Source organism: bacterium (assembly GCA_020444325.1).
In the GTDB taxonomy this organism is placed as follows: domain Bacteria; phylum Bacteroidota; class Ignavibacteria; order SZUA-365; family SZUA-365; genus BM516.
The window spans coordinates 111,307-128,543 of record JAHLLD010000004.1 but is presented as its reverse complement, the minus strand read 5'-3'; the positions used below and the strand labels follow the sequence as shown (position 1 = coordinate 128,543).

The 17,237-nt window shown below is 57.9% G+C and carries 16 protein-coding genes; 9 read left to right on the top strand and 7 right to left on the bottom strand.

Annotated features, from left to right (window positions below):
* Window positions 1-74 precede the first annotated feature (74 nt).
* The 7 genes from KQI65_07360 to KQI65_07330 all read right to left on the bottom strand — a co-directional run bounded on the left by KQI65_07360 (window position 75) and on the right by KQI65_07330 (window position 4,299).
* Window positions 75-1,073, bottom strand: coding sequence for an AraC family transcriptional regulator (locus KQI65_07360; GenBank protein MCB2204549.1), 999 nt, complete (start codon window positions 1,071-1,073; stop codon window positions 75-77).
* A complete protein-coding gene (locus KQI65_07355) occupies window positions 1,070-1,207 on the bottom strand; it encodes a hypothetical protein (protein ID MCB2204548.1) in 138 nt (45 codons plus the stop codon). The genes KQI65_07360 and KQI65_07355 overlap by 4 nt, the downstream gene beginning before the upstream one ends.
* 161 nt (window positions 1,208-1,368) lie before the next feature.
* On the bottom strand, window positions 1,369-1,770 hold the full coding sequence (locus KQI65_07350) for a hypothetical protein (protein MCB2204547.1): 402 nt from the start codon (window positions 1,768-1,770) through the stop codon (window positions 1,369-1,371).
* Window positions 1,771-1,969: 199 nt separating this feature from the next.
* The gene (locus KQI65_07345) at window positions 1,970-2,650 is read right to left on the bottom strand and encodes a response regulator transcription factor (GenBank protein MCB2204546.1); all 681 of its coding nucleotides are present in this window, start codon (window positions 2,648-2,650) and stop codon (window positions 1,970-1,972) included.
* Between the two features lie 291 nt (window positions 2,651-2,941).
* Entirely contained in the window at window positions 2,942-3,604 is a 663-nt protein-coding gene (locus tag KQI65_07340) for a hypothetical protein (protein ID MCB2204545.1), read from the bottom strand.
* 40 nt (window positions 3,605-3,644) lie between these two features.
* Complete coding sequence (locus tag KQI65_07335; GenBank protein MCB2204544.1) at window positions 3,645-3,908, bottom strand: hypothetical protein; 264 nt, start codon at window positions 3,906-3,908, stop codon at window positions 3,645-3,647.
* 121 nt (window positions 3,909-4,029) lie between these two features.
* The gene (locus KQI65_07330) at window positions 4,030-4,299 is read right to left on the bottom strand and encodes an RNA-binding protein (protein ID MCB2204543.1); all 270 of its coding nucleotides are present in this window, start codon (window positions 4,297-4,299) and stop codon (window positions 4,030-4,032) included.
* 490 nt (window positions 4,300-4,789) lie between these two features.
* On the opposite strand from KQI65_07330, the gene KQI65_07325 reads away from it, so the two are divergent.
* The 9 genes from KQI65_07325 to ccoN all read left to right on the top strand — a co-directional run bounded on the left by KQI65_07325 (window position 4,790) and on the right by ccoN (window position 17,231).
* A complete protein-coding gene (locus KQI65_07325; protein MCB2204542.1) occupies window positions 4,790-5,437 on the top strand; it encodes a cytochrome c family protein in 648 nt (215 codons plus the stop codon).
* Window positions 5,434-8,469, top strand: a complete 3,036-nt coding sequence (locus tag KQI65_07320) for a TAT-variant-translocated molybdopterin oxidoreductase (GenBank protein ID MCB2204541.1) — start codon at window positions 5,434-5,436, stop codon at window positions 8,467-8,469. Before KQI65_07325 ends, KQI65_07320 begins: the two co-directional genes overlap by 4 nt.
* A 113-nt stretch (window positions 8,470-8,582) precedes the next feature.
* Window positions 8,583-9,992 (top strand): polysulfide reductase NrfD, encoded by a 1,410-nt coding sequence (nrfD, locus tag KQI65_07315; GenBank protein MCB2204540.1) that lies wholly within the window; start codon window positions 8,583-8,585, stop codon window positions 9,990-9,992.
* A complete protein-coding gene (locus KQI65_07310) occupies window positions 9,989-10,519 on the top strand; it encodes a DUF3341 domain-containing protein (protein ID MCB2204539.1) in 531 nt (176 codons plus the stop codon). Before nrfD ends, KQI65_07310 begins: the two co-directional genes overlap by 4 nt.
* Window positions 10,519-11,220: a cytochrome c gene (locus tag KQI65_07305; protein ID MCB2204538.1), complete on the top strand. Its 702-nt coding sequence runs from the start codon at window positions 10,519-10,521 to the stop codon at window positions 11,218-11,220. Before KQI65_07310 ends, KQI65_07305 begins: the two co-directional genes overlap by 1 nt.
* Window positions 11,221-11,225: 5 nt before the next feature.
* Window positions 11,226-12,410 carry a hypothetical protein gene (locus tag KQI65_07300; protein ID MCB2204537.1) on the top strand — a complete coding sequence of 395 codons (1,185 nt, stop codon included), beginning with the start codon at window positions 11,226-11,228 and terminating at the stop codon, window positions 12,408-12,410.
* Between the two features lie 27 nt (window positions 12,411-12,437).
* Window positions 12,438-14,882 carry a heavy metal translocating P-type ATPase metal-binding domain-containing protein gene (locus KQI65_07295; GenBank protein MCB2204536.1) on the top strand — a complete coding sequence of 815 codons (2,445 nt, stop codon included), beginning with the start codon at window positions 12,438-12,440 and terminating at the stop codon, window positions 14,880-14,882.
* A 1-nt stretch (window position 14,883) separates the two neighbouring features.
* Entirely contained in the window at window positions 14,884-15,120 is a 237-nt protein-coding gene (gene ccoS, locus KQI65_07290) for a cbb3-type cytochrome oxidase assembly protein CcoS (protein ID MCB2204535.1), read from the top strand.
* Entirely contained in the window at window positions 15,120-17,231 is a 2,112-nt protein-coding gene (ccoN, locus tag KQI65_07285) for a cytochrome-c oxidase, cbb3-type subunit I (protein MCB2204534.1), read from the top strand. Before ccoS ends, ccoN begins: the two co-directional genes overlap by 1 nt.
* Window positions 17,232-17,237 lie beyond the last annotated feature (6 nt).

Genomic DNA, 17,237 nt, shown 5'->3' with positions numbered 1-17,237 from the left:
GCATCACCGCCCCGGGAGCATCCGGGGCACTGTACGTGAAATGTACGCCGATAGTATGCACTTTTTGCATAATTCTACGACTGCAGGGGTTTCACCGGAATACAGATGTCGACGATATGCTTCCCTTCGGGATGTTCGCGGTGGTCGTTGTGGTAGATTTCGAAGCTGAGTCCGTCAGCGGGCTCGTAGCCGCTGTCAGGGAGCCAGTCGCCGCAGACGGCGCCCCAGGCTTCGCCAAACTGATCGGTGTTGATCTCGAAGCGCGCGAAAGCGTAGCGGCCGGCGGGAATGGTGAGCTTGCCGACGGGACCATCGACGGGAGTCTCGGGGGCGACGGTGATGCAGACGTCGGTGCGCAGCTTCGCTTCCTCGGTGATGTTGGGATCGTCGTGGTAAATGCTCATCACGCGGGTGTCGGGACCAAGCAGCTGGCGTGGACCAGCCCAGGTGAACAGCTGACCGAACAGACGGCCGAACAACTCGGCGTCCTGCTGATAGGGACCGATGTGACGAATGTAGGCGACGGTGGTTTCGGGGAAGTCCTGCACGGTGACGGACGGGGTGACGGATCTTGTCATCTGATAGCTCCAGTGTTGTTGATTGCCGTCTCCAATATCCGTATCGCCGCTCTCCGATGCGTTTCCGATCTTGCTGTCCCTGTTGCGAATCTTGCGAAGCGTGTTGCTGATATTGCCCGGGTCGAAGGGGCAGGCATCCATCCACTCGGATGCGCTCATGCCGAACCGCTCACGGAAGGCACGGGCGAAGGTCTGGGAACTGCTGAATCCGCAGTCGAGCGCAACACTGCCGATGCTGCGGGAGGGATTCCCCGCCAGCTGTGCGGCAGCGTGCTCAACGCGCAGCCGCTGGATAAAGCGGTTGAGTGTCTCTCCCACCATGGCGTGGAAAATGCGGTGGAAATGATAGGGCGAAAACGTTGCAACGGCGGCGAGCTCGGCCAGTGTCAGCTTCTCGTCGAGATGCGTTTCAATGTGATCGATCACGCGGTTGATGCGCGCGATGTATTCCGCCCGCAGCGGTGATGGCCTGCCCCCTGCCCTCGACTCAGTCATAGCGCAGCAATGAGGCGTGGATGATAATGCGCCGGGTAGGTGTGCCCGATGTACTGCACCTGCGGCTTGATACAGCCCGTGAGAAGCAGCAGGAATGGAAGAAGGAATATCGGGTAACGCAGGGATGTCGGCATACATGCTCCGGATACTTTTACGTGGAGGGAATAATAGCTGATTATCCGCTTTCGTTCAAGATGCCGGTGAGTACGGCTCGTTTAAAACAAGTCCGGGCGGAACACACAACGTGCTCCGCCCGGTTTCCCAACTGCATATGAGGTATTGATATGAGGTGCAGTTAATCGTCTTCCACAGTTACGCCCGGTACGACACGGTACAGGTACAGGTCGAGATCGTCACCGGCTTCGACATAGGCCACACCACGACAGCCTTTCTGAATCAACTGTTGCACAATCGTGCGTGCGGCGTCAAAATGCAGTCCGTCACGTATCAGGTACGGCGTGTCATCCGGAACCTGGTGGAAAGTCATGAGTTTCTCGCGGGCGTCCCCTGCCGCTCCTATATAGTAATCCTTAATCTCACCACCGTGCAGATCGACGAACTTGCGGCAATGACGGGAAACACAACGAACGAGATTTTCGAAAAGTGGATCGTTCTCCGCGGGAGGATGTACTTTGAAGTGCTTACTGCTTGCAAGCGCGGCACCTTCATCGCAAAGTGGTATCGTAAGTTCGGGCAAGGCCCCTCCTTTCAGCTTGATGCTGCCTGCAAAAGCTTTTATTCTCCGCCCATCACCGCAACAGGCAACACAAACATACAAATAGAGGACTTCCCTGTCTGTCATATTGATGCAGAATATCAGGTCGGGCATTGTCCCGTAACCCCGTATGCACATCGACTACGCGCTGTAATGCGAATACGTACAACACATAGTATCCTCAGTCGCCTGTGCGGTAATCACTTGTACTTTGGATGACCGGGATGTCGCGAGGTACTGCAAACCCTTTCTCCTCCCGCAACGGATTACGATGCAGCCGCTCACAGAGCGCGATGCGAAGTTGTGCAACCTCTCCGTTCTCAATCCCCATCGACCTTGCGATTTTTGTGCCGTTTTTATGCTCGACGATCATTTTGAAAAGTGCCAGTTGTTCCTCCTCGAGTACCGCTCTCACGCTGGCAGGGATTTCCCCGTTGAGCACTGTTGCGCTGCACGCAGCCAGGAGGGGACAGACGAAGCGCTGGTTTTCCGTTACGTCGCGCACGGTGCGAATGACGTGCTGAGGAATGTCGGTCGTCAACAGAAAGGCGTCTGCCTGACTGGCCATCGCACGCCGCATGAGGCCGCGATTCCTCAGCGGAACGAGAATGATACTGCGCAGCTGCGGTTCTCGATCACGAAGCACTGCGATGAGTTCGGGTCCATCCCCGAGCGGCAGTTCCGCATGCACCACCACCACATCCGGCTTTGTCGCCGCAATCGCCTGCAGCGCACTCTCACCATCCGCCGCCTCACCGACGACACGCACGTCCGGCGTTTCCGCGCAGAAGCCCGCCAATCCGCGGCGTATCAGCGGATGTTCCACCGCGATAAAGAGTCGTATGCTGGAAAGATCCTTCACGTGCTCTCCGTTCAATGGGATACAGGTATTGCGATATCATGCACCGAGTGCATTTGAATTTATCGCGAAGAATCATCCCAAAATTTCCCGCGATGTTGCACACGGTGCGAACAATATCCGATACCGGCAGGCTTTAATGGTATGCAGACGATGCAGTATACGTACTGTATTCGGATATATCAAGTCCCTAATGCCCCCATACGAAGCTCGTCCCTCGCGCAGCCCAGGGTACGGACTGGATCTACGTCCGATCGCAGACAGTGTCTGTGCAGGATCACTGTCGGTACGGGATCAGACTCCGCGGGGTTTCAGCGTCCGCGTACGGCCAATCCAGTACCCCCAGGCCACGAGCAGCCATTGTGAGAGTCCGACAAAGCCGATGGCGGAGACGTCCTCCGGTGGTGGACCCAGGCTGTTTGCGGCAAAGATGATGAGGAGAAAAATCACCAGCGACCAGAGCGCGATGCTTCCCTGCCTGCTCTTCGGGGTGCTGAGCCTACTATATATAGCGACACCCACGCCAAAGATTCCAAGTTCCAGCAATATTGTAAGAGGCCATGAGTTCCAGAGTCCGAGTCCGATGTGCGGACCGTCCCAGGGAAAGAGCGGAAGATCCGGAACGTGCACAAGCACATCGAGCAGCCAGTGGCTGAATACCAGCGCACCCAGAAGCAGGCTCGTGCGGAGATCCTTTCGAAGCAGGTAGTATATCCCTCCAAACAGCAATCCCCAGACCAGCACCATGAGTCCGCTATGCGACCATGGATAGTAGGAGAACTCAAGCGGCGTGACCGCACTCGTACCCGGTACGACGGCAACGCGTTCAATCCCGAAAAGCAGAAGCAGCGGCCAGAGAAGATCCACGAACTGCGCCGCCATCAGTAACGTGCCGGGGGATACGCGCCGCGAAACGGCAGCTCCCGAAAAACCGGCACCGAAATGACCGAGAAACATCGATTTCCTTTCCGTTCAATTGTAATGCGGTGCTTCCATATTACATGGAGCCGAGGGAAATTCCAATAATGAGGAAAGCCACGAAGATCACAACGTAGACCGGGATGGTAATGATCAACGCGGCGACCAGGTAGTGACCGAGAACCGCGAACGCGCGGGTGAGGAAACTGCCGCTCAGCAGCGCGGTCTGCGGGATGTCCGGCAGCATGCTCTGCCGGCGTTCGGTGGAGACGATGCGTTCTTCCAGCACCTTGATCTGCGTTTGAAGTTCATTGATGCGATGCTGCAGGTCCTGCTCTTCCATGCGCGTCCTCTCATGTGATGGATACTCCGGAAAACTACTGCGGTCCCGCTGAAAAACGGGACCGCGTACACTGTATCAACGGATTGTCTCGGTCGGGAGGGGTTAACGGCGTGGGCGTACTTTAGAAGCTGGGTCGGCGGGTGTTCTCAGTGCGCGGACGTGCCTGATTGACCTTCAGATTGCGGCCGGAAACTTCAGCGTTGTCAAGCTGCTTGATTGCTTCTTCAGCTTCCGAATCCGTGGGCATCTCCACAAATCCAAAACCCTTGGAGCGACCGGTTTCCCTGTCGCGGATAATCTTTGCGCTGCTCACTTCACCGTACGCTTCAAAAGCGGCGCGAAGATCGTCGTCCGTCATCTGATAACTCAGATTGCCAACATAGAGATTCATAACAGAAAACCTTGAAATGTGATGTGCCATTGCGTGACAAACCTTTATCAGACCAGCGACCAATGGCACGGAAGTCTGTGTCTGAACGCCACGCAACCCGCGCGACGATTTCCGCCGAATGCCCTTGAACCAGAAAACGCCCGATAAACGGACTCAGGGTCTTCCGGGCTCTGCAGCCCGACCCTCTCCACGCGCAGGTCCGAGCAAAACGGAATCGTCAATCAAACCCTCGGGAGAAAAGTCACCCAAAAATCGCTTTCGCCTCATAAAAAAACAAGAGAAATAAATCAAGCCGACACGAAGGAAAAATCATATTCATACCTCCCGTGTCCGGTTTGTTTTTGTGAAACTTTTCCCTAACTTGATAGCCAATTAAGACTGCACTCTCTTTAATGCCGTCACGCACTTTTTACGTATCTCGTGAGTTTCTTCTGAAACCTGGGTCCTAAGAACTAACGTCTCCCCTAAATACAGAGTAAGAGGATAAACTTTGGCGCAAATATTTCCAGAGTGGACCAACAAGTTGCCCGGGAGAATCATACTTTCCGGTGGCGTACTCGTGATTCTTGTCGTCGTTGGGATCTGGTACTACTGGTCGCCGTGGTATACGGACGTAGGGTATCAGCCCCTTCAGCCCATTCCCTACAGCCACAAGTTTCATGTGGGCGAACTGGGGATGGACTGCCGCTACTGCCATACCGGCGTCGAGGTCTCTCCGGTGGCCATGGTGCCGCCGACGCAGACATGCATGAACTGCCACGCCATGGTCAAGACCGACAGCCCGAAGCTCGCGCCGCTGCGCGAAAGCTGGGAAAAAGGCACTCCGCTGCGCTGGGTGCGCATCCACAAGGTGCCTGATTACGCGTATTTCGATCACAGTGCGCATGTGAGCGTCGGCGTAGGCTGCGAAAGCTGCCACGGAAACATTGCGGAAATGGAAGAAGTGCGGCAGGAGAAGCCGCTGAGCATGGGCTGGTGCCTCGAATGTCACCGCAATCCTGATCCGCACCTTCGTCCCGTTGAAGACATTACTGTCATGGGATGGACTCCGCCGGAAGACCAGGCACAGCGTGCCGCTGAAATCAAGACTGCCCTCAATATTAATCCCCCGGAAACCTGTTCGGGGTGCCACCGATGAAACATTCGTCCAAAGACGCTGACGCATCCGCCATGAAACACGGAAAAGAATACTGGCTGAGTCTGCGCGACAAGGCTGATACGCCCGAGTATCGCGCAATAGTTGAACGGGAATTTCCCGAAGGAACGATGGAACTGGCTTCCTCGATGAACCGCCGCACCTTCATGACGCTCATGGGTGCCTCGGTGGCGCTGGCGGGACTGACCAGCTGCCGGCGGCCGGAAGAAGACATCGTGCCCTATGTTTCGCGCCCCGAAGAAGTGACCCCGGGGAATATCCTCCGCTATGCGACCTCCATGCCGCTAGGCTGCGAAAGCGCCAGTGTGCTGGTCGACAGTCGTGAGGGACGACCGGTCAAGGTGACCGGCAACGGGAAAAACGCGAGTACGGGGAGCGCGACGTCCGTCTGGGCCAACGCCTCCATCCTCGAACTCTATGACCCCGATCGCTCACAGTTTACCCTGGCGGCGGGACAAAAGGCCTGGCTGCAGGCGTTCATCGATGCGTGGGTGCCGCTGCATGCCGCCCACCTGGCCGGTGCGGGGAAAGGACTCGCCCTGCTGCTCCAACCCTTCGCCTCTCCGACGCTCGCACGTCTCGTTGAAGAATTTCGCGGCGCCTTCCCGGAAGCCACGGTCGTGAGCTACGCCCCGGTCAACGACAGCAACGTCCTTGCCGGCAGCACACTGGCGTTCGGACGCCCGCTTCGTCCCCGCTACGACTTCGCCCGTGCGGATGTCGTTCTGGCACTGGATGCGGATTTCCTGGGAACGGAATTCGACGCCCTGGCAAATGCCCGCGCCTTCGCCGCACGCCGCACTGCGCGCAATGGCAAGGCCGACATGAATCGCCTCTATATAGTAGAGCCGACACTGACACAGAGCACTTCGCTGTCGGATCACCGGCTGCGCCTGTCCGCCGGACAGATCCCGGCCTTCACCGCAGCACTTGCCGCGGAGCTGAATGCGCAGGGACTGCCTCTGCCCTCCACCTTGATGAGTGCCTTGCCTGCCGCTGGCGGCTTCAACGCGAAATGGCTCCGTGCCGTGGCGGCAGACCTCCTCGCAAACCGCTCCCGCAGCCTGCTGATTGCGGGACGCGGACAGTCCCCCGCCGTACACGCCGTTGTCGCCGCGATCAATGAAGCTCTCGGAAATGCCGGCAGTACCGTACGCTACGCCGCGGATCAATACGCCATGGAAGCCGATCCTGCCGCGCTGGTCACGCTTACGGCAGCCATGAAGCAGGGCGAGGTGGAAACACTCGTCATGCTCGGCGGCAACCCGGCATTCACCGCTCCTGCGGATCTCGATTTCCGCACGGCGATGGACGAGGTAAAAACCACCGTGTATTGCGGACTGCACAGCGATGAAACGGCGATGGCTGCGAGCTGGCATGTCCCGCTTCGCCACTATCTCGAAGCCTGGGGCGATGTCAGCAGCCTGCACGGACACCTCGGTGTCATACAGCCGCTGATCGACCCGCTGTACCAGGACGGCATGAGTGACGTTGAACTGCTGTCGCTGCTCACCACCGGTGCCGCCGCAAAAGGCTATGATCTCGTGCGCGCCACATGGAACACCATGCCGGGCATGAACGAGAAAACCTGGCGCGGCGTGCTGCATGAGGGCATCCATCCGCTGGAGGTGGCACTCGAAGCCCCCGCGGTCAATGCCGACGCCGTTGCCGCTGCCATCGACGCAAATCAGTTTCAGCTTCCCGCGCCCGGCAGTGCGTCGATGGAAATCGTGTATCGCATTTCCCCGGCCGTGCATGACGGACGCTACGCCAACAACGGCTGGCTGCAGGAATTTCCGGATCCCATCACCAAGCTGACATGGGACAATGCCGCGCTCATCAGCCGCGCCACCGCGGAAGAGCTGGGTGTGAAAGACGGCGATCTGCTGCGGCTCTCCATTGGCGGACATGAGGCGCCGATGCCGGTGTGGACCCTGCCCGGACAGGCGGATTACACCGTGACGGTAACACTGGGGTACGGCCGCCGGCACGCGGGACGCATCGGAACGGGCGTGGGCTTCAACAGCTATCGTCTCCGCCGCAGTGACGCGATGCATTTCGATCGCGGGGTGCAGCTCGGGACGCCGTTTGCGGATTACAAGCTGGCATGCGTGCAGGACCATCACGGACTGGATCTCGAAGATATGGCGCGTACGGGTATCCAGGAGCGCCTCCCGCAGATTTATCGTGAAGGCACGGTCGAGGAATATGAAAAGCATCCCGACTTCCCTGCCGAAAAAGTTGAAATGCTGCCGTTGCGCAACATGTGGGATGACCACACTTATAATGAAGGCCATCAGTGGGGCATGTCCATCGATCTCAACGCCTGCATCGGCTGCGGTTCCTGCACCGTTGCATGCCAGAGTGAAAACAACATTCCCATCGTGGGCAAGGAACAGGTACTCAACGGTCGTGAAATGCACTGGATTCGCATCGATCGCTACTACAAGGGCGATGAAGACAATCCGGAGATGCGTGTCATGCCCGTCGCCTGCCACCATTGTGAAATGGCACCCTGCGAGCAGGTCTGTCCCGTCGCCGCCACCTCGCATGACGAGGAAGGCCTCAACGTCATGACCTACAACCGCTGCATCGGCACGCGTTACTGCTCGAACAACTGTCCGTACAAGGTCCGTCGCTTCAACTTCTACAATTACACCAAGGACCTTCCCGAAGTCGCGAAGATGTCGCAGAATCCGGACGTCACCGTGCGCTTCCGTGGTGTGATGGAGAAGTGTACGTACTGCACACAGCGCATTACGCGCGCAAAGATCGATGCGAAGCGCGAAGGACGCGAGCTGGTGGATGGCGACATCACCACCGCGTGCGAGGACGCCTGTCCCACCTCCGCGATCGTATTCGGCGACATCAATGATGCGGAAAGCCGCGTCGCGAAAATCAAGCAGGAAGAAAGGACGTACGGACTGCTGGCGGAATTCAATCTGCGTCCACGTACCAGCTTCCTCGCACGTCTGCGCAACCCGAATCCCGCCCTCGAGAACGGCGAGGCCTGAGCGGCGCAGTCTGGCGGCGGAAACGCGCGGGAATGGAATGTCCTGCGCATCCCCACGGGGATGCCTGAACACGAACGAAATGAACATTCATTGATAACAGCATTATTGTGAGCGTGAACACAACAAAACCAACTACGGCATCCGCTGTGCTCGAGGAAGCGCCGCTCGTCCAGGGTGGACTGACTTTCAACGGCATCACGGAGAAGATCAGCGGTATCGTTGAAAAGCCCACGCCGTCCCTCTGGTGGCTGCTGTTCGGCGTGGCCCTCTCGGGATCCCTGGTCCTTGCAGGCGCCATCGGCTGGCTGTTCTATGAAGGCACCGGTATCTGGGGCCTCAACAACCCCGTCGGATGGGGCTGGGCTATCGTGAACTTCGTCTTCTGGGTCGGTATCGGTCACGCGGGGACGCTGATTTCCGCCATTCTCTTCCTGCTCAGGCAGAAATGGCGCACCGCGATCAACCGCTTCGCCGAAGCCATGACCATCGTGGCAGTGATCTGCGCGGGAATCTTCCCCGCCATTCACGTCGGACGCATCTGGGTCGTGTACTACATGTTCCCCGTCCCCAACCAGATGGAAATGTGGCCGAACTTCCGCAGTCCCCTGTTGTGGGACGTCTTCGCGGTCAGCACGTATTTCACTGTGTCCTTCCTCTTCTGGTATGTCGGACTCGTGCCCGATCTGGCAACCTTCCGTGACCGGGCGAAGACGAAGATCAAGCGCTTTGTTTTCGGCGCCCTTTCCCTCGGCTGGCGAGGCGGCAACAGGCAGTGGAAGCACTACGAGCTCGCCTATCTCATGCTTGCAGGACTCGCCACGCCGCTGGTGCTTTCCGTCCACTCCGTTGTGAGTACGGACTTCGCGACGAGCCTCGTCCCGGGCTGGCACACCACGATTTTTCCGCCCTACTTCGTCGCGGGGGCGATCTTCTCGGGCTTCGGCATGGTGCTCACGCTCGCCATTATCGCCCGAAAGGTGTTCAGTCTCGAAAACCTGATTACCGTTGACCATCTGGAGAAGATGAACAAGATCATACTTGTCACCGGCTCGATGGTCGGATACTCCTATATCATGGAGTTTTTCATCGCCTGGTACAGCGGCAATATTTTCGAGGTGTTCACCTTCGTGAATCGAGGGTTCGGGAATTATGCCTGGGCGTACTGGATCATGTTCACCTGCAACGTCATCACGCCGCAGCTGTTCTGGTTCAAGAAAATCCGCCGCAGCATTCCTGTCATGTTCATCCTCTCGATATTCGTGAACATCGGCATGTGGTTCGAACGCTTCGTGATTACGGTCACATCGCTCTCGCGTGACTTCCTCCCCTCGTCATGGGATTATTACTCACCGACGACATGGGACGTTCTCACCTTCGTCGGGAGCTTCGGACTGTTTTTCACGCTCTTCCTGCTCTTCCTGCGTTTCCTCCCGATGATCTCGATGACCGAGATCAAGGGTGTGACGCCGGAGGCGGACCCGCATCACTACGCGCATGGGAATGATCATGGAGGTGCGCAATGAAAACTCACGCCATCATCGCGGAATTCGCGAACCCCGGTGAACTGCTGCACGCTGCCGAACATACGCGTGACGCCGGATATCGCAGCTTTGACTGTCACTCCCCGTTCCCGATTCACGGAATGGATGACGCCATGGGACTCAAACGTTCCCCCGTCGGCTATATCGTTGGCGGCATGGCCCTGCTGGGTGCAACCCTCGGCTTCGGAATACAGACCTGGGTCACCACCGACGCATACGCGCTGGTGATCAGCGGCAAGCCGTTCTTCAGCTGGCAGGCCTACATCATCATCACCTTCGCGCTCTTTGTTCTCTTCGGTGCGCTCGGAGCAGTGTTCGGCATGTTCCGTCTCATCCGGCTCCCGCGCCTGCATCACCCGCTGTTCTATTCCGAGCAGTTCAAAAAGGTGACGGACGATGGTTTCATTCTCAGTATTGAAGCAGGCGATCCGAAATTCAACGAAGAGCAGACGCGGGAATTCCTGGCGTCCATCGGCGGAAGCAACATCGAACTCGTACGAGGCGACTAATGAAGATGCATGATATCACACTTCGCATTGTTCTCCCTGCCGCGGCATGCGTCATGCTGCTCGCCGGCTGCCGCGGAAGCAGTTCCGAACAGCCTCCGGTCCACCTCAACCGCAACATGGACACGCAGGAGAAGTATGTCGCACAGCGCAGCAGTGATTTCTTCGCCGACGGCAAGGCCATGCGCACGCCCCCCGAGGGCACCGTTGCGCGAGGAGAGCTTCGCGCAGATGACGCACTCTACACAGGGAAAACCGCGGAAGGCGCATACGCCCCCATGCCGTTTACGATATCCGATCAGGATCTGACACGCGGTGCCCGGCGTTTCGCCATCTACTGCAGTCCCTGTCACGGCTATTCCGGCGACGGCAAGGGGAAAATCATGGAATACAAGTATCCCATCCCCCCGACCTCGCTGTACGAGCAGAAGGTCTATGACATGGTCGACGGCAATATCTTCGAGATCATTACCAACGGCATCCGCAACATGCCCTCCTATCGCCAGCAGATTCCGGTGAAGGACCGCTGGCGCATCGTCGCACATGTGCGCGCGCTGCAGGCCGAGGGTACGCCCGTTGCGAGCACGCCCATGCCCGGTGCCACCGCCACTCCAGCCGGAGAAGGCAGCAACACTCCCGCCGACGCCGCAGCAGCGGAAGGCGACAACCCGTCACAGGAAACAACGACAGAAACAGCTCAGTAATCGCTATGCCCGCAATCGATTCACAGACTTACACGTTCACCGACAAGGGAAAGTTCGGCCTCTTCGCCCTCGTGGCCGGTATCGCCGGCGTCGCCCTCTCCATTGTCGGCGCATTTACCGATGCGCACACGTTCTTCGCATCGTGGCTGACCGCGTTTGCGTTCTGGACCACACTGGTGCTCGGTGCCCTGTTCTTCGTCCTGCTGCAGCATGCCTCTGGCGCCGTCTGGAGCGTCGTCGTGCGACGCGGAGCGGAAGCGCTCATCATGACGCTGCCCCTGCTCCTGCTGGCCTTCGTACCGCTGCTGTTCGGCATGCATGACCTGTTTCACTGGACACACGCAGAGGAAGTAGCTTCCGATCAGATCCTGCAGTGGAAGTCGCCCTACCTGAACACCACGTTCTTCATTGTACGCGGTGTCCTTTTCTTCGGCATCTGGATCGTCCTTGCCTGGCTGCTTAACCGGCATTCGCTGGCGCAGGATACTGACGGCGACGTGCAGCACACCATCTCGATGCGCAAGATCAGCGCAGGCGGAATCGTGCTGTTTGCCTTCAGCGCCACTTTTGCTGCATTCGACTGGCTGATGAGCCTGCAGCCGCACTGGTATTCCACGATCTTCGGCGTCTATGTCATCATCGGCGGCTTCCTCGCCTCCATGGCCTTCCTGACACTGTTCTATCAGCAGCTCGACCGCAAACATCTGCTGCAGGGCACAGTCAGCATCGATCATTTCCACGATTTCGGGCGTCTGCTCTTCGCCTTCACCGTGTTCTGGGCGTATATCGGCGGCTCGCAGTACTACCTGATCTGGTACACCAACATCCCGGAAGAGACCATGTGGTTCCTCGCACGCTGGGACAATGGCTGGCACGTGGTGAGCACGGCGCTGATTTTCCTGCATTTTGTGGTGCCTTTCCTCGTGCTTCTCTTCTACCGCTTCAAGCGCAACACGATGATTTTGCGCTCGATCGCGATCATCCTCGTTGTCATGCACCTGGTGGACATGTACTGGCTCGTCGAACCGACGTTCGCCACGGAAGGCGTGCACATTTCGTGGATGCATTTTACAGCAGTGATCGGTATCGGCGGACTCGTGCTCTGGCTGTTCTGGACGCGCTACACCGCGCATCGCGCCATTCCGGCACATGATCCCAAACTCGCGGATTCCATCGCCCACCGTGTCTGACGCGCGGGCGTATCGAAAGTAATCAGTATGATTGACGTCAAGCACCTGAACATATCTGGCAGTGGACATGGCTCCGATGAGGAGCTACTCTGCTATCACTGTGGCGACCGCTGCGACAGCGCAGATGTTGCCATCGGTGACAAGTATTTCTGCTGCAACGGGTGCAAGACCGTTTACGAAATGCTCGCGGAGAAGGATCTCTGCGATTATTACAGCATTGATGACGACAGGCGGGGGAAGAGTCCGCTCGACAGCGGCTACTCGCATCGCTACGACTATCTCGACGACGAAACTGTGGCGGCGCAGCTCATTGATTTCTCCGACGGCGACACACGCATGGCGAGCTTCCGCATTCCTTCCATGCACTGTTCGTCGTGCATCTGGCTTATCGAACGCCTGAACGCGCTGAATCCCGGCGTCGTCAGTTCCCGCGTGAATTTCCCGCGCAAGGAAGCGACCATCACCTGGAACGCCACCCGCGTCAGCCTCCGTGAAATTGTCATCCTGCTCGCGTCCATCGGCTATGAACCGTATATCTCCCTGCAGGATGTCGCCGAGAAGCGTCGGCATGTTTCCAATCGCAAGCTCTATTACCGCATCGGTATCGCGGGCTTTGCGTTCGGCAACATCATGCTCTTCAGCTTCCCGGAATACCTCGCCGGCGGCGGAGAGATGGACCCGGTCTTCCGTTTCGTGTTCCGCTACCTGAACGTGCTGCTGAGCATCCCCGTGTTCTTCTATAGCAGCAGTGAATATTTCGCATCGGCATGGGCGGGACTCAAACAGCGCTATCTCAACATCGACGTGCCGATTTCGCTCGGCATCACAATGCTCTTCGGGCGCAGCCTGTATGAGATTTTCGCGCATGTGGGACCCGGTTTTCTCGATTCGTTTACCGGACTGGTGTTTTTCCTGCTCATCGGGAAAATCTTCCAGAAGAAAAGCTACGATGCGTTGAACTTCGACCGGGATTTCCGTTCCTACTTCCCGCTTTCCGTCGCGGTGAAAGACGATGAGGGCGAGCACAACATACCCCTCACGCGCCTGGAGATCGGGGATCGCATTGTCATCCGCAACCAGGAGCTGGTTCCCGCCGATGCCGTCCTTCTCAAAGGGGAAGCCAACATCGACTACAGCTTCGTGACCGGCGAGGCAGATCTGATCGCCAAGAAAAGCGGCGACCGCATTCACGCCGGCGGCAGGCAGGTCGGACAGGCCGTCGAGCTTGAAGTCATCAAGGATATCGAACAGAGCTACCTGACAAGGCTCTGGAACAACGACGTGTTCACCAAGGAATCGCATGGACGGCTGACCGCCATGGTCGACCGCATCAGCCGGCATTTCACGGCAGCGGTGCTTGCCATCGCACTCGGCGCAGCCGTGTACTGGTGGATCGTGGATCCCTCCATCGTGACCACCGTCTTCACCGCCGTGCTCATCGTCGCCTGTCCCTGCGCCCTCGCACTGTCCTCCCCCTTCGCACTCGGCTCCGCACAGCGCATCTTCGGCAACAACGCGTTTTACACCAAGAACACCGAGACGGTGGAAATGCTTGCGCGCGTCGACAGCATTGTCTTCGACAAGACAGGGACGCTGACGCAGACCGGCAGCACGCAGGTGCACTGGCATGGACCGGCACTCAAGGATGAAGAGCGCATGCTCGTACGCTCCCTGCTGCGGCAGAGTACGCATACGCTGAGCCGCCAGGTGTTCACTTCGCTGGCCGGCGACGTCACACATGAGGTCGCGTCGTATGAGGAAGTCCCGGGCAAGGGCATTGAAGGCGTGATCGAAGGCAGGCGCGTGCTGATCGGGTCCGCCGAATGGGCCTGGCGGGAAAATGCTTCCCCGGTAGACACCCGCAGCACGGCTGTGTACGTCTCCATCGACGGCGTGCCACGGGGACATTTCACCGTTCCGAATCTGTACCGCGACGGACTGACCGACCTGGTGACCGCCCTGCGCGAACACTACGATCTTTACATCCTGTCCGGCGACTCCGACCGCGAACAGTCGCGGCTGCGCAGCGTTTTCGGTGAGGATGTGCCCATGCATTTCGAACAGACGCCCGAAGACAAGCTCCGTTTCGTGCAGCAGCTGCGCGCAGGCGGATCAAATGTCATGATGGTGGGCGACGGACTCAATGACGCCGGCGCGCTCAAGGCCGCCGATGTCGGTATCTCCATATCCGAAGACATCAATACGTTTTCCCCCGCCTGTGACGGAATACTGTCGGCCGGGGAATTCGGCGTGTTCAACCGCCTGCTGGAGTTTTCACGCACGAGCGTGAACATCGTCAAGGCGAGCTTCGTGATTTCCTTCGGATACAACATTGTCGGATTGAGTTTTGCCGTGGCGGGAATGCTCTCGCCGTTGGTTTCGGCAATTCTCATGCCCGTCAGCTCTGTGACCGTGGTGGCGTTTACCACCATCGCAACACGGCTGATGGCACGGCGGAAAGGATTGCGATGACATGTATGTGATGTTCATCCTGATCGGCTTCAGTCTGCTCGTCGCCCTGACCTTTCTCGGCGTATTCATCTGGGCGGTGCGTAACGGACAATTTGAAGACCACTATACTCCCTCGGTGCGCGTCCTTTTCGATGATGAGAAAGAAGTGAAAAGCGAAAACACAGCGAATAATGAGAATACAGTGAAAAACGAGAATACAAGTAAACCTGATACTCAAGAACAGAGGAGTACGGATTAATGGAAGTGGAAAAATTCCGTTATGACAACCAGATCGTTCGCATGTTTCTGTTTGCGACGATACTCTGGGGCGTCGTCGGCTTTCTCGTCGGCCTCGTGATCGCCCTGCAGCTCCCCTTCCCCGGGCTGAATCTCTCTCCGGCGCTGACCTTCGGGCGACTGCGTCCCCTGCATACCAATGCAGTGATCTTCGCCTTCGTCGGCAACGGCATCTTTCTCGGCTACTACTACTCGGCACAGCGGCTGCTGAAAGCACGCAACTTCAGTGACATGCTGTCCCGGATTCATTTCTGGGGCTGGCAGCTCATTATCGTTGCCGCAGCGGTGACGCTGCTTTCGGGCGCCACCACCTCGAAAGAATATGCCGAGCTGGAATGGCCGATTGACATCGCCATCGCCGTCGTCTGGGTGGTCTGGGGAATCAACATGATCGGAACCATTCTCAAACGCCGCGAAAAACACATGTACGTGGCGATATGGTTTTACATCTCGACGCTCATCACGGTAGCTGTGCTGCATATCGTGAACAGCCTCGAAATGCCCGTGAGCTTCCTGAAAAGCTATTCCCTTTACGCGGGTGTGCAGGATGCCCTCGTGCAGTGGTGGTATGGCCACAACGCCGTGGCCTTCTTCCTCACCACGCCGGTCCTTGGCCTGATGTACTACTATCTGCCAAAAGCGGCGGAGCGTCCCGTTTACAGTTACAAGCTGTCGATCATCCACTTCTGGGCACTGATCTTCATCTATATCTGGGCCGGACCGCATCATCTGCTGTACTCCTCTACGCCTGACTGGGCACAGTCGCTCGGCACGGTCTTCTCCATCATGCTCATCGCTCCATCCTGGGGCGGTATGCTCAACGGACTGCTGACCCTGCGTGGTGCGTGGGACAAGGTGCGAAACGATCCCGTGCTGAAATTCTTTGTTGTGGCGGTGACCGCCTACGGTATGGCGACCTTCGAAGGACCGATGCTCTCGATCAAGAGCGTCAACGCCCTGTCGCATTTCACCGACTGGACCATCGCGCACGTGCACGTCGGCGCCCTTGGATGGAACGGCTTCATGCTCTTCGGTATTATCTACTGGCTGACCCCGAAGCTCTACGGCACGAAGCTCTTCTCGCGGAAACTCGCCAACGCGCATTTCTGGCTCGGTACGCTGGGTATTCTTTTCTACGTCATCCCGATTTACTGGGCAGGAATTACCCAGGGATTGATGTGGAAGGAATTCACGCCCGACGGTGTGCTGCAGTATCCGAACTTCCTCGAGACCGTCCTGCAGATCGTCCCGATGTATATCCTCCGCGTGATCGGCGGCTCACTGTACATCGTCGGCGCACTGCTCGGCGTCTACAACACCATCAAGACGATCAGGACCGGAAGTTTCATCCGCGAGGTGGAAGCAGAAGCGCCTCCCCTGCGTGCACAGCATGAAGGTGAAGGCAAAACCTACTGGGGACACCGCTGGCTCGAGTCGCGTCCCATTCAGTTCACTATCCTCTCTTTCGTTGCCATTGCGGTCGGGTCGATACTGCTCAACGTCCCGATGTTCGTTGTCAAATCGAACATCCCGACCATTGCCAGTGTCAAGCCTTATACGCCACTGGAAGTCGAGGGTCGTGACATCTACATTCGCGAGGGCTGCGTGGGTTGCCATTCCCAGATGATTCGTCCCTTCCGTTCCGAGACCGAACGCTACGGCGAATATTCCAAGGCCGGTGAGTTCGTGTACGATCACCCCTTCCTCTGGGGCTCAAAACGCACCGGACCCGATCTGCATCGTGTGGGTCGCAAGTATCCCGATGCCTGGCATTACAGCCACATGCTCGATCCACGCACGATGTCGCCCGGCTCCATCATGCCGCCGTACCCGTGGCTGATCACCGATCAGCTCGATTACAGCGATCTGGAGTCCAAGATTTCCGCCCTGCGCAGCATCGGTGTGCCCTATGCTCCCGACTTCGAGAGCAAGGCCGCCGGGGAACTGAAGAAACAGGCGCAGGAAATCGCGGAGTCGCTGAAGGCCAGCGGCCTCGAAACATCATGGGATCGCGAGATTGTCGCACTGATTGCGTATCTGCAGCGACTCGGTACCGACATTCGCGTCGATTGACAGCGG

Coding starts and splice junctions, on each gene's coding strand:
- KQI65_07360 (MCB2204549.1), bottom strand. CDS start 1,073: ATGACTGAGTCGAGGGCAGGGGGCAGGCCATCACCGCTGCGGGCGGAA.
- KQI65_07355 (MCB2204548.1), bottom strand. CDS start 1,207: ATGCCGACATCCCTGCGTTACCCGATATTCCTTCTTCCATTCCTGCTG.
- KQI65_07340 (MCB2204545.1), bottom strand. CDS start 3,604: ATGTTTCTCGGTCATTTCGGTGCCGGTTTTTCGGGAGCTGCCGTTTCG.
- KQI65_07335 (MCB2204544.1), bottom strand. CDS start 3,908: ATGGAAGAGCAGGACCTGCAGCATCGCATCAATGAACTTCAAACGCAG.
- KQI65_07330 (MCB2204543.1), bottom strand. CDS start 4,299: ATGAATCTCTATGTTGGCAATCTGAGTTATCAGATGACGGACGACGAT.
- KQI65_07320 (MCB2204541.1), top strand. CDS start 5,434: ATGAAACATTCGTCCAAAGACGCTGACGCATCCGCCATGAAACACGGA.
- KQI65_07310 (MCB2204539.1), top strand. CDS start 9,989: ATGAAAACTCACGCCATCATCGCGGAATTCGCGAACCCCGGTGAACTG.
- KQI65_07305 (MCB2204538.1), top strand. CDS start 10,519: ATGAAGATGCATGATATCACACTTCGCATTGTTCTCCCTGCCGCGGCA.
- KQI65_07300 (MCB2204537.1), top strand. CDS start 11,226: ATGCCCGCAATCGATTCACAGACTTACACGTTCACCGACAAGGGAAAG.
- KQI65_07295 (MCB2204536.1), top strand. CDS start 12,438: ATGATTGACGTCAAGCACCTGAACATATCTGGCAGTGGACATGGCTCC.
- ccoS (MCB2204535.1), top strand. CDS start 14,884: ATGTATGTGATGTTCATCCTGATCGGCTTCAGTCTGCTCGTCGCCCTG.
- ccoN (MCB2204534.1), top strand. CDS start 15,120: ATGGAAGTGGAAAAATTCCGTTATGACAACCAGATCGTTCGCATGTTT.